Source organism: Paenibacillus sp. PAMC21692 (genome assembly GCF_014303795.1).
GTDB lineage: Bacteria > Bacillota > Bacilli > Paenibacillales > Paenibacillaceae > Pristimantibacillus > Pristimantibacillus agaridevorans.
In genome coordinates this window covers 648,056-663,823 of the sequence record NZ_CP060293.1, presented here as the reverse complement: position 1 = coordinate 663,823, position 15,768 = coordinate 648,056, and the positions used below count along the sequence as shown (strand labels likewise).

Here is a 15,768-nt window from a genome sequence, read left to right as displayed (position 1 = left end):
GAGGAGGGAATTATTATGAATAATAAGTTGATCTCCATTCTGCTCACGGGTTTCTTGATTCTTACGCTATTCCCATCAGCCCCGGCATCGGCCAATGCTCTCGAATCTCAGGAAGGAGCATTGTTGTATCAGGCAAATTTCAATGATTCTATCTGGGGATTTAGGAGTAAAGCCGACTTGCGAACGCCAGATGTAGCCGTGTCACAGGACGGTTCTTCGGTGACGATTACCGGAGCCGCGGGATCCGGGTACTTCTGGGGCGGTGAAATTCCGAATATGCCGCTTAAGAACAATAGCTATACAGTTGAGTTTTCGATTACTCGAAGTATGGATGAAGCTTCGGGAAGCGCGGGCGTCCATACCTTTAACGATTCGCAGAACCTTAACGGCAACGGCGCTGTATCTTATGGATTTCATACCTTCGGCTCCAGACAGATGTATGTGGCACGGTATCAAATCGGCAGTCGCGAACAAGGTCCTGAAGGTTATCGTTTTGTTACTTATCCGGACAAGGATACTGATATCGATCAAGACGGAAGAGCGACTCAATACTTTAAGTATGAGGTAGACGGCGAAACAGGCGTAATCTCATGTTATATAAAATCGGGCGGCATTTATAAATTTGTCGGGGCTACCCCTGTTTTGGATTTTGGCACCGAGAATTTATCGATGATCCTGTTTACATTTGGCGCCGACGTTTTTGTGAGGCTTAATGACGTAAAGGTATACGAAGGCTTGTTGGTTCGCGGCGGCATAACGCCTGTAGAAAACGGCGAGCTGCTGCTTGATCTATCGGATTTAACGCAGCCTGCAACCGGAGCGCAGGGGGCAGTATATACGCCAGGTATCTCTCACCAATCTTCCGCAGACATGGCGACCTATTCTTATGACGCGGTTGAGGGCGCAACGATATCGACTTTGAATAAAAGCGTCGTAGGCGAAACGTTATACGGACACTATGTTGCGAACCAAGCTTTATTCGGGGGCTATACCAATCTCTCTCTTAACTCTCGATCCAAATATACCATAACGTATCAAAATAAAATGCCTGTTGACGCAGGTACCGGGCTTCGCATAAGCACCAACGGTTCTTATGTAAGTTCGGCCGGCTTCGAGGACAATCCCGAGGGTAAAGGCACCCTATTGTATGGACAGAATCCTAACGGTTACGCGTCCTACGTCGATTATGACGACGCTATGAAGCAGGCTGGCAGTATTTATGTTGACAATGGCTTCAATAATGTGGCTCTTGAAATCGACGGTTATCAGATGACCGTTTACATCAACGGAGTCAAGCTTCTTACTGGGGATGTAGGCAAACCGCTGCAAAGACATCTTGAATCCGGATATACCAGCGATGTCCTTGCCTTGGCTATTCAAGATGTCTTTGCCGATACCACCGCTCCGGGTACGGTAAAGTCCGCCATAAAAAACATCAAGGTATACGCCGGTCTTATCATGCAGGACAGCGAGGACGAAGACACATGGGACAGCGGCATTTCGGACTACACCATTAATGGCAATCCGATCACGGCATATAAAATCGTTTATAACTCGAAATTGGTTTTTTCAAAGGAAGCGGCAAACAACGTGCGCGACATGCTCCTGAATAAAACAGGGGCGAATTTAGAGGTCGTGCCCGATTCCGAACCGGAAAACAGCTATGAAATCCTTGTGGGAAGCACATCAAGACAGGCAAGCCGAGACATTTATACGGCGTACGACAGGCCCAATGTTTATTACACCATTAAGCCCGCGGGAGATAAGCTTCTTATCGTAAGCCAAGGCAAGATGTCGGCAGACAAGGCGGAAGACGCATTTGAAGGTTATATGAACGGACTGAGCGGCCTGGAAATAGGAACCGGCCTAGATCTGTCCGGAGATTGCAAAGCTGAGGCTTTTGCGGTGTCTCCCGTCGATACGAATATGAAAGTGATGCAAAGCAATATCTTATTCCCTTCGCCGGAGTTCGTGAACGGTTATTCATTCCAGAAACGCGCAGAACTGGCAGCGGATATCTACCTTGCGACATTGCCAGACATCATTACCTTCAATGAATATTTAAATGATATATCCTATCGAATTACTGATTTAATTAAAGATTATTATACGATTGATAAGGCTCCTTTCGAGAACGTATACGACTTGTCAGGACTGGATGACCCGAGACTAGGGTCCTATCATGAAACTCCGATCGCATACCGTACCGGAAAATATGAGGTCATCGACTCGGGTTACAGGCTTTACGGCGGGGAGCTAGTGTACTTTCATCACCATACATGGGGATTGTTCAAGGAACTGGCGACAAACCGCGTTTTCCTTGTCTCGAACAACCATTATGGAGATCAGTCTATGCCGGGAGGAAAGTTTACAATCTTTTCCGAGCAAACGATCAATAGAGTTAACGAATTGCTGGCTAAGTTCGGAGAGATTCCCGTTATCCTTAGCGGAGACTGGTACTTCTGGAAAGGTCATGCGCCTTATGATCATGTCATCCAGAACGGTTATTTAGATGCGACCGACAACGCTCAAGTCCAGTACACCCCGGGATACGGTACATTCCATACTGTTGGCATTGGAGAGACACATAGAGTCAATGAAGATCTGATTTTCTATAATCCCAGCCATTTTACCGCCCTGACTCATAGGGTATATGTAAACGATAGCGCAATTAATGCCTCCGACCATTATCCGGTACTTGTTGACTTAAAGTTCAATGCAAACCAGGTTTTCTACGACGCAAACGGCGGGACAGGCGCGCCGGCGTCGCAGATGAAGCACAGCGGCGTCAACCTGACTCTGTCAGGGGGGATCCCGACCCGCGAGGGCTATTACTTTGACGGGTGGGATACCAGCAGCGCGGGAACGACTAGGGTATACGAGCCGACACAAGTCTATACGGCGGACTCCAGCGTCATCTTGTACGCCGTATGGAAGCCGATCGTTCCTGCGACAGTGGAGGACGGATATTATTTCATCACAAACAATACCGACGCAACCAATATCAGCATAGCCGATTCGAACAACGGCACTCAGTTTACAACCGCCGCGAAGGGAACGGTCAACTCCAAGGAGCAGATCTTTCTGTTCCAGCGGCAAAGCGACGGATCTTACAAGATAACCAATTCCCTCACCGGAAAGGTGATGGAGAATAAGAACGGCGTCAATGTTCTGAGCAATCCGGTTGCCCAGAACGAAAGCAACGATACCGCGGCGCAACGTTGGTGGATCGTCGAGAACGGTACGAAATACAACCTTATCAATGCGGGAAGCGGTATATTCCTGGATATCAGCTCCAGTTCGGTCGCGCCGGGGGCCAATATCTTGATGTGGTTCAACTCCGGAAGCGCAAACGGTCTTAACTTCGCCTTGAATCCGGCGGGATTGTCCATACGCTACGACGCAAACGGCGGAACGGGCGCGCCTGCGCCGCAGCTGAAGGTTAGCGGCGTTAGCTTGAACCTGTCAGGGGAGATTCCGACCCGCGAGGGCTATTACTTTGACGGGTGGGATACCGGCAGCGCGGCAACGACTAGAGTCTATCAGCCGAATCAGGCCTATACAGCAGACTCCAGCGTCACCTTATACGCCGTATGGAAGTCGATCGTTTCTGCGACAGTGGAGGACGGGTATTATTTCATCACCAACAACACCAATGCAACCAATATCAGCATAGCCGACTCGAACAACGGCACTCAGTTCAAAACTGCCGCGAAGGGAACGGTCAGCTCCAAGGAGCAGATCTTTCTATTCCAGCGGCAAAGCGACGGAACTTACAAGATCACCAATTCCCTCACCGGGAAGGTGATGGAGAACAAGGGCGGCGTCAATGTTCTTAGCAATCCAGTCGCCCAGAACGAAAGCAACGATACCGCGGCGCAGCGTTGGTGGATCGTCCAGAACGGTACGAAATACAACCTGATCAATGCGGGAAGCGGTATATTCCTGGATATCAGCTCCAGTTCGGTCGCGCCGGGGGCCAATATCTTAATGTGGTTCAACTCCGGAAGCGCGAACGGTCTTAACTTCGCCTTGAATCCGGCGGGATTGTCCATACGCTACGACGCAAACGGCGGAACGGGCGCGCCTGCGCCGCAGATGAAGGTTAGCGGCGTCAGCTTGAACCTATCGGGGGAGGTCCCGACCCGCGAGGGCCATTACTTTGACGGGTGGGATACCGGCAGCGCGGGAACGACAAGAGTCTACCAGCCGAAACAGGTCTATACGGCGGACTCCAGCGCCACCTTGTACGCCGTATGGAAGTCGATCGTTCCTGCGACAGCGGAGGATGGATATTATTTCATCACCAACAACACCAACGCAACAAATATTAGCATAGCCGACTCGAACAACGGAACTCAGTTCAAAACTGCCGCAAAAGGAACGGTCAACTCCAAGGAGCAGATCTTCCTGTTCCAGCGGCAAAGCGACGGATCTTACAAGATCACCAATTCCCTCACCGGTAAGGTGATGGAGAACCAGGACGGCGTCAATGTTCTGAGCAATCCGGTAGCCCAGAACGAAAGCAACGATACCGCGGCGCAGCGTTGGTGGATCGTCCAGAACGGGACAAAATATAACCTGATCAACGCTGGTAGCGGTATATTCCTGGATATCAGCTCCAGTTCGGTCGCGCCGGGGGCCAATATCTTGATGTGGTTCAACTCCGGAAGCGCGAACGGTCTCAACTTCGCCTTGAATCCGGCGGGATTGTCCATACGCTACGACGCAAACGGCGGAACGGGCGCGCCTGCGCCGCAGATGAAGGTTAACGGCGTCAGCTTGAATCTGTCAGGGGAGATCCCGACACGTGCGGGCTACTACTTTGACGGATGGGATACCAGCAGCGCGGGAACGACTAGAGTCTACCAGCCGAAACAGGTCTATACGGCGGACTCCAGCGTCACCTTGTACGCCGTATGGAAGCCGATCGTTCCTGTGAAAATACTAGACGCGTATTATTTCATCACGAACAACACCAACGCAACAAATATTAGCATAGCCGATTCGAACAACGGCACGCAGTTCAAAACTGCCGCAAAAGGAACGGTCAACTCCAAGGAGCAGATATTCCTGTTCCAGCGGCAAAGCGACGGATCTTACAAAATCACCAATTTCCTCACCGGTAAGGTGATGGAGAATAAGAACGGCGTCAATGTTCTTAGCAATCCGGTTGCCCAGAACGAAAGCAACGATACAGCGGCACAGCGTTGGTGGATCGTCCAGAACGGGACAAAATATAACCTGATCAACGCTGGTAGCGGTTTATTCCTGGACATTGCCTCCAGTTCAGTTTCGCCAGGGGCCAATATTCTGATGTGGTTCAATTCCGGAAGCGTAAACGGCCTTAACTTTATTCTGAAACGCACGTGATCGTACAAGGTGGGAACCCGCCAATACCCAGTCAATTATTTATTTCCATGATAATGAATTTAGGAGAGAGATATGAAAATTTTGTTAATTCGTCATGCTGAGCCTGATTATCCTAATGACACCATTACGGAGGCAGGACATCTGGAAGCTCAAGCGCTTGCTAATCATTTGCAGAGTATGGATATCGACCGCATCTATTCCTCGCCGATTAATCGTGCTGTCCATACCATGCGATATACTGCTGATTTACTTAACATTGAACCGGTCATTGAGCCATGGACCCGAGAATTAAGCTGGCAAGCTTCCGGCGAAAAAGAAGAGTCTGTGGCAGCATGGGACATTCCAGGCGAAAAGGTGCGTGCCGGCTTGCCTTATCCGGATCATTCGATTTGGCCGGGGCAAACGCCTTACAAGCACTTCACTGATCATTACGATACCATCAAACGGGATTCTGACGATTTTTTGCGGCGGCACGGTTACTCAAGGGAAGGCGGGCGCTACCGAATCGACGCTTCGAACGAAGAAACGCTTGCCGTCTTTTGCCACATGGGCTTCGGACTTACATGGCTATCGCATTTGTTAGAGCTTCCGTTCCCGCTTGTTTGGTCCGGCTTTTGGCTCCCTCCAAGTTCGGTGACGACCATTCTATTGGAGGAAAGAAGTCCGCATTGGGCCGTTCCGCGTTGCACCGGTCTAGGCCAGGTCTCCCATCTTCATAAGGTCGGACTACGCGTATCGACGGCGGGTTTAAAGGCTAATGTATAGCATATGGACTGGAGCGGATTCTAAACGACACACGAGACACTATGCCGAGACGAGACCTTTATCAGGAATAGTTCTCCATCATTTGATATAAATAATTTCGAAAGTCTTCAACGTAGGTTTTGGGTTCTACAACTTTTAGATGAGTGCCGAAGCTTGCTAGTAATTGAAATCCCATACGATTTTGAGGGACATAAATGGTTGCTAATAAAGATCCGGAACTAAGGTCTTCAATACTTCTTCGACCATACCTTTCGATGATTTGATCTTTTATGCTAGGCGATATCCATGCCTTAATCGTGACGAATTGCGGTAGATAACTTGCAACGCGACCTTGCTCTGACCAATCGTCTCTAGGATGAAACGCGCGTTCATCCATAGTCATATGATCGATTCGGGATAACTTGAATGTGCGATATCCCTGTCGATGTAAACAGAATCCTTTCAAGTACCAACTCGATTCGCTAAAATGCAGCTCATAGGGCTCGACCATTCTATTCGTTACAGCCCCTTCTTTATCTGTATAATCAAACGAAACCAGCCTTTTCTTTGAAATGGATTCTTGACATGCTTTTAAGATTTCAAGGATCTCGGCCCGACCTTCCCAATCATAAAACGACAGATGAATGGAACGATTTAGAGACAATGGACTAACCATTGCCTCTATTTTTTTTATCGTTCTTTCAACTTCTTCAGTAAAGAGGATTTGTTCCAATCCGCCGAGCGCAGTTAATATATTCTGTAAATCGGAGCTGCTTAAAAGGCGTTTATCAACCTTGTATTCATCCATTATGCCGTAGCCGCCTTTGACCCCATGGACAGAGTAGATCGGGATGTTCGATAAGCTCAATGTTTCCATATCGCGAAGGATCGTTCTTTTGGAAACATTGAATAGTTGCGAGAAATCCTTTGTAGAAACAACCTCTTTTTTCAGCAATATCATGATAATCGAAATGAGTCTCTCCACTTTGTCCATAATCGCCCTCTTTTTTTCTACATGATTTCGGAACGGTGACAATAAGATGTCACCTTTTGTCCATTATACTACATGTATCACAAGAAGGAGGTTTTGATTCAATGTTTAATTCAACCAATTTCCCCAAGCCCACCCTTATTTCAGTCAACGGTGTTGAACTCGAAGTCTTTGAAGCAGGCCGACAAAATGCCGGAAAACCCATTGTCCTCTGTCACGGCTGGCCAGAGCATGCCTTTTCTTGGCGCCATCAGGTGGCCGCCCTTGCCGCAGCGGGCTACCATGTCATCGTCCCAAACCAGCGGGGTTACGGAAACTCATCCCGTCCGACCGAAGTAACAGACTATGACATTGAACACTTGTCGGGTGATCTCGTCGCGCTTCTCGATCACTACGGCTACGACGATGCCACCTTTGTGGGTCATGATTGGGGTGCGATGGTTGTTTGGGGGCTGACCTTGCTGCATCCAAGCCGTGTAAACAGAGTGATAAATCTGAGCCTGCCTTACCAGGAGCGTGGAGAAAAACCCTGGATCGAGTTCATGGAACAAATACTTGGCGGCGACTTCTATTTCGTCCACTTCAATCGACAGCCAGGCGTCGCAGACGCCATATTGGAAGAGAATACGTTCCGGTTCCTTCGCAACCTGTACCGGAAGAACGTGCCCCCCACAGAGCCTCAGCCGGGCATGGCAATGATCAATCTCGCCAGAGCAGAAACACCGCTCGGTGAGCCCTTGATGAGCGACGGCGAGTTGGCCGTTTTCGTCTCTGCCTTCGAAAAAGCGGGGTTCACGGGCAGCATTAATTGGTACAGGAACCTTGACCGCAACTGGCGTTTATTGGCGGACGCTGACCCTATCATCCAACAACCCGCACTCATGATCTACGGCGACCGGGATGCGGTCCAGAGGTCTGAAAACCTGACAAAGTTTGTGCCCAATGTGGAAGTGGTCAATCTGGATTGCGGTCATTGGATCCAGCAAGAAAAGCCGGAAGAAACAAACCATGTGATTATAAGATGGCTGGAACAGCAGGATGCCACCTAGTGAAGTGACTGATTGGGCACCGTTCTCCTAACCCCTAATGGCGCGGCGGCCGGTGTGATGCGGTCAGCGGTTTCAATAAAATAGCGACAGTCCAGGACTTTATTTTCTCGTCCTTTTGGCTGTCGCTGCTTCGAATTATAGGGTCAGCCTTCAGAATGACGAAGTTGACGCCGCTGTTTATACTCCGCAATAATAACATCTATTACGTGATGCCCCCACACCGAGAGCTCCGAACCCGGCTCGTTCCCGACATAGGTAATGAGAGCCTTCCATAAAGCCCATCCCCGTGCCCGATTAATCATAGCTTCGTCAACGTTCATGTGCTCCAGAAAGACAGCGCGGCTGTCATCGTCGAAAAATGTCCAAGCCATAACAAGGTCGCTCGACGGGTCTCCCACTCCCATGGTTCCAAAATCGATAACGCCGCTCAAGCGTCCCTCCTGGACGAGCAAGTTGCCTACGGCGATATCGCCATGCAACCATACCGGAGCGGATTGATATCCTGTAGATAGGGAGAGCTCCCAAATGTCCGACAACAACTTCCGATCGTATGAGCCGGCGAGCTTAGCGATGGCGGATAACGTTTCGTCATGGTAGATTCTGAGGTTTCCTCCGCGATGAAAGTTTTGAACGCCCGCGGGGATCCCCTTGCTTGCGTCTATGGCCTGCAGCTCGAGCAGAAATCGCGCAAGATCTTGGGCCAATTGGTTTTGGCTGCGGATATTACCATGCGTGACAGTTTCGCCTTCAATCCATTGGTTGACGGACCAAGGAAATGGATAATCTTTCGAAGGTTCTCCTTTCGCAATAGGCGCGGGGATCGGCAAGGACAGCAGAGGCTTGAAGACAGGCAGCCACTGTATCTCTTTCTCGACAGCCGCAGCATACCGTTTATGGCTTGGCAGCCTGACGGACATCTCGCTGCCCAGACGGAAGGTGCGATTGTCATGTCCGCTTTTATCGACTGGGGTAATGTTGTGATTTTTCCATTGAGGAAACTGGTTGTCTATAAGTTCCCGTACCAATTGAACGGTAATATCCATCTTCCGGACTCCCCCTAAATTTAATTGAGCATCACCTTTATTATAAGCAACAGCGTTTAGACTCTCCAAGGATACAACGGTTATAAAAAAATTTAACCTGGCTTCTTCTATATGCTATAAGATCTTAAGTAGCTTTTTCTGCAGCAATGAACCTTTTATCCAAAACGGACCAATAGATAATGTAACACCTGAATGGAGGCCGGTCCTATGAAGGATATTGATTGGAGCCCATGGCTTATCCGGATGAGCAAGGGCGATGAGGAGGCATTCCGAAAGGTATACGAGGCGACGCGCAATCATGCCTACAGGCTGATTCATTATCTCTCTCCCCGCAAGGAAGATGTGGGGGACATCATGAGCGAGGTTTATATCGAGTTGATGAGAAGCGCGGACAAGTATCGATCGGAGCAGCCTTTTACAGCATGGTTTAACGGATTGATTGTCAGGCAAGTGCGTAATTGGAAGAGGAAGAGCTGGAGAATTTTTCGAATTGCGGAGAAGTTGCAAACGGTAGCGGGCCAGTCCTGGGATGGCCGAGCCGAAGCGCGGTTGTCCGCTGTAGGCGACCGAATGGAGCTTGAGCCGCTTCTGGGAATTCTATCCCATAAAGCAAGGGAGATCCTTGTTCTCAGGTACTACCAGGACTGTTCGCTGGAAGAGATTGCGGAGCTGCTGGACATCCCCTTGGGAACGGTCAAATCGAGACATCATCACGCCCTGAAGCAGTTGCGCCGTCGATTCGAGGAGATCCAGGGGGGAAAGGAGAGAAATGGCTATGTCTATTGAACGGAAGTTAATGGAAGCGTTCAAGCGCGATCAGGCCGAGCTGGAATGCCCTCCTTCGCTGGATGAGCGAATCATGGCCGATTATGGACGGATGGCGATGGACGGAAGGAGAAATATTCATATGAAAAACAAAAGAGGTTTATCAAGGGTTGCCATTATTGCTGCTGTCATAGCGGTTCTGTGCGGATTCGGTTATGCGGGCACACAACTGTTATTCTCGGACTCGCTAGGCAAATATTCCATTCGTATGCAATCGAATGAGGCGCTGACAATTAGCCCCGAAGCGTTGGATAATGCCCGGGCGTCGTTAAAGATGGTACAAGATCAACTGGCGCCGGATACTACGGCTGTTGTTTATCTGCCGGAGGTTTTCTCGGAGTACCGTGGCGCTCCATTGCCTATCGGAGTCACAAGTCCGGACTGGATTGCCGGAGCCCTGGAGTGGCGAGCCGTATTGGAGGGAAAAGGCGTGACGGAAACGTTGCCGGACTCCCTGCTTGGAGGCGCCTACACCCTGAAGGCAGGGTCCTTGAAAAGTCCGTTCCATGTTCTTATGGGATTGGATGCCATGGATCGTATGAATGAAATGATAGCCGAACATAATGCTACGAATGGTGATGGACCCTTGTGGCGCTTGACGGAGCCGTCCTCCGAAGGTCCGGAGTCGTACTACACTTCGGTCTACAGGGATGTCAATGACGAGGCTCTATACTATACCTGGCAGATTATTAGCGATGCTTCCATAAAGACGGAAGCTTTAACTTCGCCTTCAACCGTATACGAAGAGCTGGATTTAGACGGATATAAGGCGCATTACACCAAAAATGATCAATCGCTGTTCGGAGAGAGCAACGTGCTGCAAGGAATCATGTGGATGGAAGAGAAGGAAGGCGAAACGATTGTCCATCATGTAGAGTCGGATTCGGCCAGTATGACAAAGGAACGGTTGGTCGAGGTGGCTTCAAGCCTTCAGTAAAGGTAAATAATAAGCAATTAGGGGTTTCCTGAAAAGGGAAGTCCCTTTTTTTTCGGAGGCCGGCAGTGCAGCCTGAGGCAACAAAACGAAGCGTTGCCCCGTCTAATGAGGGTATAACCACGGCCTAATGCTAAAGGAGAACCTTCATGAAACGTAATTTTGGCAAAATAGTCGTAATCGGAATCGCCGCGATCGTGCTTGTTCCAATCCTGCTGTATGTGGAATTCCAAAAAGGTTTCTATCAGAAGTTCCGATTCGAGCAGCGGACGGAGCGTTACTTGGCGCAAACCTACGATGAGTCAATGAAGGTGGTGAGCACTCGTTACCTCTGGGACAACATCGAGCCGCTTGTCGCGACCGTGCAGCCTGCCTCGGATCCTTCGCTGGAATTCAACGTGTATGTCAATAAAAATCGCGAGCAAGGATTATCGGATGACTACGCCACGACGGTATGGAAGAAGCAGGCGAAGCTAGAAGCGGAGTCGCTGTTGCAGACCGTACAGGCCGAATACGCCCGTTTTATCCACATCGATTTCTCTTGTTGCAAGGTCGCCGAATATGATTATGCCTCCATTCGGGGAGAAGTGCCTCATTACGGTACGACAGGACTGCCATTCGATCTAGTCGTAAATATGGAGCGGCCGGCGGAAGAGGCTGATCTGGCCAATATGTACCATTCGGTAATGGCGCTTCGAGAGTCGAAGTCGTTGTTGCTGGACAAGCTGATCTTTAGCTTCCCTCATCCGGTTACGGGCTCGACCGCGAGCTTCGAGATCCCCGGCGAGGCGATGGACGGGGTCTCATCGGTTAAAGAGATCGAAGCTTATAACGTCACGAGACTACCCGCGTCGTACATTGCGGAGGAGATCCGCGCAAATCTGTCATGGACCGAGGAGAAGAGCGAGGCGGTATTTAAACGTGGGGACGCGACCTTGGTTGTCCGAAGCTGGGGCAATGAAGCGATATGGAACGGCACGCCGTTAGACGATCCTATAGGCGCATATATCGGAGATTCGATGGAGCTCCAGGTTCCTGTTCAATTAATCGAGAGGACATTCGGCAAGAAGCTCGTGCTTTGGTCCCCGTGACTGCCTCAGATTGAAGGGTACACAACACCATAACAAAAAGCAGCCCTCCCCGCTCAGGGGAAGGAGCTGCTTTTTGGTTTTACCCTTCCAGACAGAGTCTGATCAGGTCGTCCACATGGGCGGTAGCGAGACATTCCACCGTATCGGCGGCTCCGTAATAGATTTTTACTTCTCCATCCTCCTCCAGCACCATGCCGCCTGGGAAAATGACGTCGTTACGGAAACCTCCGTCCGTCTCGTACGGCGCTTCGGGCGCCAGCAACGGCGATGAGCTCATGCCGAGGATTTTCTTCGGATTGTCGAGATCGAGCAGCATAATGCCGGCCGTATACCGCTTCTTCCAGGTCGGCTCCCAGCCGTTTTTCCCTCTGGATGGATCGATATCCACCGCATGGAACGTGGTGAGCCAACCCTTATCCGTCTTAACGGGCGGCGCGGCCGGGCCGATCTTGTCATTGGCGAACGGCACCTGCTCCACCGCCAGCAGCAGCTCGGAACGGCCCCAATAGACCAGATCCGGCGACTCCGAGATCCAGGTGTCGAACCGGTCTGCTCCGCCGCGGCTGTATACCGTGAACGGCCGCTCCAGCCGGACGTAGTTGCCGCCGATTCGCTCCGGGAACAGCACCATGTTGCGCAAATCCGGCGTCGACAAGCTCAATACTTCGAAGGATTCGAAGTCGTCCGTCACCGCGACGCCGCCTCGAATGCCGTGTTTTGTATCGACGGCAAAGCACATGTAGCATCGTCCGTCGATGACCGTCAGACGCGGATCGTAGGCGCGCACGATCTCCTCGTCGCGCATCTTGAAGATCGGCTTCGGTCCCGCCGTCCAGTTAAGGCCGTCGTCGCTGAAGGCGATGCCGAGATCCGTCGTATGAGACGGTTCGATCGTCTTATTGTCCAACGAGCCGTAGTCGTTGCGGAATACCATGACGTAGCGGCCGTTCATCTTGGCTACTCCCGCATTGAAGACCAGCGCGGTGGGATACGGAACGCGGGCCGCGTCCAGCACGGGATTCGCCGGATGACGGGTAATGAGCGGGCTCGACGCCAGCGCTCCAATCATCTTGTTTTGCATCGATTAATTTCCTCCTCTATCTCTTCTAAACAAGACGACCATGTCCTGCGAACGGATAGTCGATCGTTAAACGTCCAGCCTGGCAATCGCCAATGCCGCTGTACAGATCGGCCTTGCCGTCCGGACGCATCACAATGCCCGAGGCAAAGACGCAGTCGACCAAATATGGCATTTTGGCGGGGCCCGGCGGGTAGCAGGGACGACTTCCGATTAGATGAAGATCCGAGGATTCCCGGGTAATGGGATCAAAGATGAAGGACATGTTCAGATACACCCGCAATTCCCCGTCATTTTCGTCCTGGTCTCGGTAACAAATGTGGCCGATGACGCCGATTTTGCCGCTGTCGAGCAGGTAAGCCTGATTGACGCCGCCCCATTCGCCCTCTCCGAAAATGCCGTGAATGTAAGGCGCATTTTCGATGACGTCCGCCGTCAGATCATCCAAATTGTCGATGACCGTAAAGCCGATCATGGATTCGCTGCCGTATTTGCTTCTCATGTCGGCGTTCCGCGGACGCGAGAAGACGCCGATCTTGCCGTCCGAGAGCGGAACAAGGCGAATATCCTTCATTTTGTCAGGTCCGGTCGTGAAGTAGTACAAATCGTGGAGATTGGCGCCGCGGAAGAAATAGCCGAAAAACGTGCTGTACTTCCCTCTCTCGTATTGCACATGAGTCCCGCCCAGCACAAGCTCGCCGCCGATCTCGCTGATGTAAGGATCCTCCAGCGTATAGATCATGCTGTCTTTTACCACGGTCCATTCATCTTGTCCCGTCTCCTCGAAGAGGCGGACCCAAGAGCGGGCCCACTCCTTCCGACGTTCAACCCGTCCGAACAGGTAACGTTTTCCGTCCCGTTCAAAAGGAATCGAAATATTGTAAACATCAAACCCGTCTACGCCATGAAAGACCAATGTCGCGCTTTCGTAGATGTTTTTTGCCGCTTCAAATGCTAGTCTTTGCTGCTTCAAGGTCAACTTTCTCAACGCCTTCCGGTTTGTTTTCGGCTCGCTTACTTTTGAGAAGCCTGATAGGCCTCGAATTGCAGCTGGTATTCGGCCACGACTTTATCCAGACCGGCTTTCTTCATTTTCTCCAGCGCGGCCGGGAAGGCCTTGTCGTATTCCTGCACGCCCATATAAATCGGAGTAATGCTCGCGGAAGCTTCGGACAAAATGTTGGTGTACTCGGTTCTCACATTTGTCGGGTCGAAAACGAAGTTCGCCGCGATACTGTTAATGGCATTCGGATTTGGCTCAAACAGAACCTTGTTGTTGTCGGGAATGCTTGTCTCCAGGTCAAAACGCATGAAGTTTACGTTGCCGTTTTGCGAATCGGATCCTCTGTATCTCGAATTGTTATTGTTCTCCGGATCCCGGATCGGCTTAAAGCCTTTCTCGCCGTCCTTGGTGTAATGCTCGCCCTCGATGCCATATTGAACCAGATCATAATTTTCTTGGCTTGCCAGCATCCAATCCATAAATTTGACGGCCGCTTCCGGATTTTTGCTGTTCACCGGCACGGCATTGCCGTTTTTGAAGGTGAGCGGGCGCATATATTCTTTCTCCGGGTTAAACCATACCACGCCGATATCGTCTACAGTGGCTTCCGGATTGTATTTCTTAAGTCCGTTCAGGCTTCCGCCGGTTCCCAGGCGGACGAACCATTCGCCGCTGTCGAGCTGGGCATCGACCTGCTCCTGCTTCATGACCAGAATATCCGGATTAGTAATTCCTTTCGTGTACAGTTCGCGCATAAAGGCGGCATCCTTCTTGAATTCCTCGGTCTCGATCCAGGACTTGATCTCGCCGTTCTGATTCACGTAAAAGAATTTATCCTTCACTGTAAATGGGAAGGTATCATAAGTCCGGTGCAGCATAGACGTATGCAGGAAGATGGGGTCGAAGTCCGCCCGGGTGCCCAGATAAGGCTTGTTGCTTCCCTTCCAGTTCTTCATGACGACTTCCCAAGCGCTGATCAATTCTTCCGGAGTTTTCGGCTCTTCGAGATTATTCTCGCGGAGAATGTCGCGACGAATATTGAACTGGCCTTCGCTTGCCATTTCAACCCAATAAGAAGGAACGACATAATAGTTTCCATTAATTTTGGCGCCGTCTAGAATATCGTCCGGGATGGACTTCTTCAGATTTTCTCCATACTTGTCGATCGCATCCGAGATATCCGCAAGCGCGCCGCGATTATAGTAGCTGGAGAACGGCGTACGGTCCTGCATAACGTGGAACAGATCGAATTCCTCGCCGGTGGACAACATCAGGTTGAGCTTCTGATCCCATGCATCCCACGGGATATAGACCTTCTCCACCTCAACGCCTACACCGTCGGCAGCCAGCTTCTCATTGACCTTTTGATACACTGCCTTGTAGTCTTTCGGTTCGGTACCCGGAACCAAATATTTGATTTTGACCGTCTCTGCAGCCTTCTCGTTATTTTCCGACTGCGACTCGGAAGAGTTGCCGCCGGTATTGCCCGTGGCCTCCGGATCGGATGCCTTGCCGCATCCCACCAATGTCGAAAGGGCAAGCACTGCTGTTAATACAAACGCGTGATGCTTTTTCATAAAAATTGACCTCCTTATATCGAGATTTTATTTATATAAACCCCTAAGGGAATATATCCG

11 protein-coding genes are annotated in these 15,768 nt (G+C 50.6%); 6 read left to right on the top strand and 5 right to left on the bottom strand.

Going from position 1 to position 15,768, the window contains the following annotated elements; translation table 11 throughout:
* The first annotated feature begins 15 nt into the window (after positions 1-15).
* A complete protein-coding gene (locus H7F31_RS02660) occupies positions 16-5,373 on the top strand; it encodes an RICIN domain-containing protein (protein WP_187102899.1) in 5,358 nt (1,785 codons plus the stop codon).
* Between the two features lie 72 nt (positions 5,374-5,445).
* The gene (locus H7F31_RS02655; protein WP_187102898.1) at positions 5,446-6,138 is read left to right on the top strand and encodes a histidine phosphatase family protein; all 693 of its coding nucleotides are present in this window, start codon (positions 5,446-5,448) and stop codon (positions 6,136-6,138) included.
* Between the two features lie 61 nt (positions 6,139-6,199).
* Here H7F31_RS02655 and H7F31_RS02650 read toward each other — a convergent pair whose 3' ends face one another.
* The gene (locus H7F31_RS02650) at positions 6,200-7,111 is read right to left on the bottom strand and encodes a helix-turn-helix transcriptional regulator (RefSeq protein WP_187102897.1); all 912 of its coding nucleotides are present in this window, start codon (positions 7,109-7,111) and stop codon (positions 6,200-6,202) included.
* Between the two features lie 101 nt (positions 7,112-7,212).
* On the opposite strand from H7F31_RS02650, the gene H7F31_RS02645 reads away from it, so the two are divergent.
* Positions 7,213-8,157: an alpha/beta fold hydrolase gene (locus tag H7F31_RS02645; protein ID WP_187102896.1), complete on the top strand. Its 945-nt coding sequence runs from the start codon at positions 7,213-7,215 to the stop codon at positions 8,155-8,157.
* Positions 8,158-8,300: 143 nt separating this feature from the next.
* Here H7F31_RS02645 and H7F31_RS02640 read toward each other — a convergent pair whose 3' ends face one another.
* Positions 8,301-9,200: an aminoglycoside phosphotransferase family protein gene (locus H7F31_RS02640; protein ID WP_187102895.1), complete on the bottom strand. Its 900-nt coding sequence runs from the start codon at positions 9,198-9,200 to the stop codon at positions 8,301-8,303.
* A 207-nt stretch (positions 9,201-9,407) separates the two neighbouring features.
* On the opposite strand from H7F31_RS02640, the gene H7F31_RS02635 reads away from it, so the two are divergent.
* The 3 genes from H7F31_RS02635 (at position 9,408) to H7F31_RS02625 (ending at position 12,050) form a co-directional block, all read left to right on the top strand.
* A complete protein-coding gene (locus H7F31_RS02635; protein ID WP_187102894.1) occupies positions 9,408-9,986 on the top strand; it encodes a sigma-70 family RNA polymerase sigma factor in 579 nt (192 codons plus the stop codon).
* Complete coding sequence (locus H7F31_RS02630; RefSeq protein ID WP_187102893.1) at positions 9,976-10,962, top strand: hypothetical protein; 987 nt, start codon at positions 9,976-9,978, stop codon at positions 10,960-10,962. The genes H7F31_RS02635 and H7F31_RS02630 overlap by 11 nt, the downstream gene beginning before the upstream one ends.
* A 146-nt stretch (positions 10,963-11,108) precedes the next feature.
* A complete protein-coding gene (locus H7F31_RS02625) occupies positions 11,109-12,050 on the top strand; it encodes a stalk domain-containing protein (protein ID WP_187102892.1) in 942 nt (313 codons plus the stop codon).
* A gap of 79 nt (positions 12,051-12,129) precedes the next feature.
* On the opposite strand, the gene H7F31_RS02620 is transcribed toward H7F31_RS02625, so the two are convergent.
* The 3 genes from H7F31_RS02620 to H7F31_RS02610 are packed head-to-tail and all read right to left on the bottom strand — an operon-like array spanning position 12,130 to position 15,708.
* Positions 12,130-13,131 carry a glycoside hydrolase family 130 protein gene (locus H7F31_RS02620; protein WP_187102891.1) on the bottom strand — a complete coding sequence of 334 codons (1,002 nt, stop codon included), beginning with the start codon at positions 13,129-13,131 and terminating at the stop codon, positions 12,130-12,132.
* Positions 13,132-13,156: 25 nt separating this feature from the next.
* Positions 13,157-14,101 carry an MTP-1 family protein gene (locus H7F31_RS02615; RefSeq protein ID WP_261800280.1) on the bottom strand — a complete coding sequence of 315 codons (945 nt, stop codon included), beginning with the start codon at positions 14,099-14,101 and terminating at the stop codon, positions 13,157-13,159.
* 41 nt (positions 14,102-14,142) lie between these two features.
* Complete coding sequence (locus H7F31_RS02610; RefSeq protein WP_187102889.1) at positions 14,143-15,708, bottom strand: extracellular solute-binding protein; 1,566 nt, start codon at positions 15,706-15,708, stop codon at positions 14,143-14,145.
* Positions 15,709-15,768 lie beyond the last annotated feature (60 nt).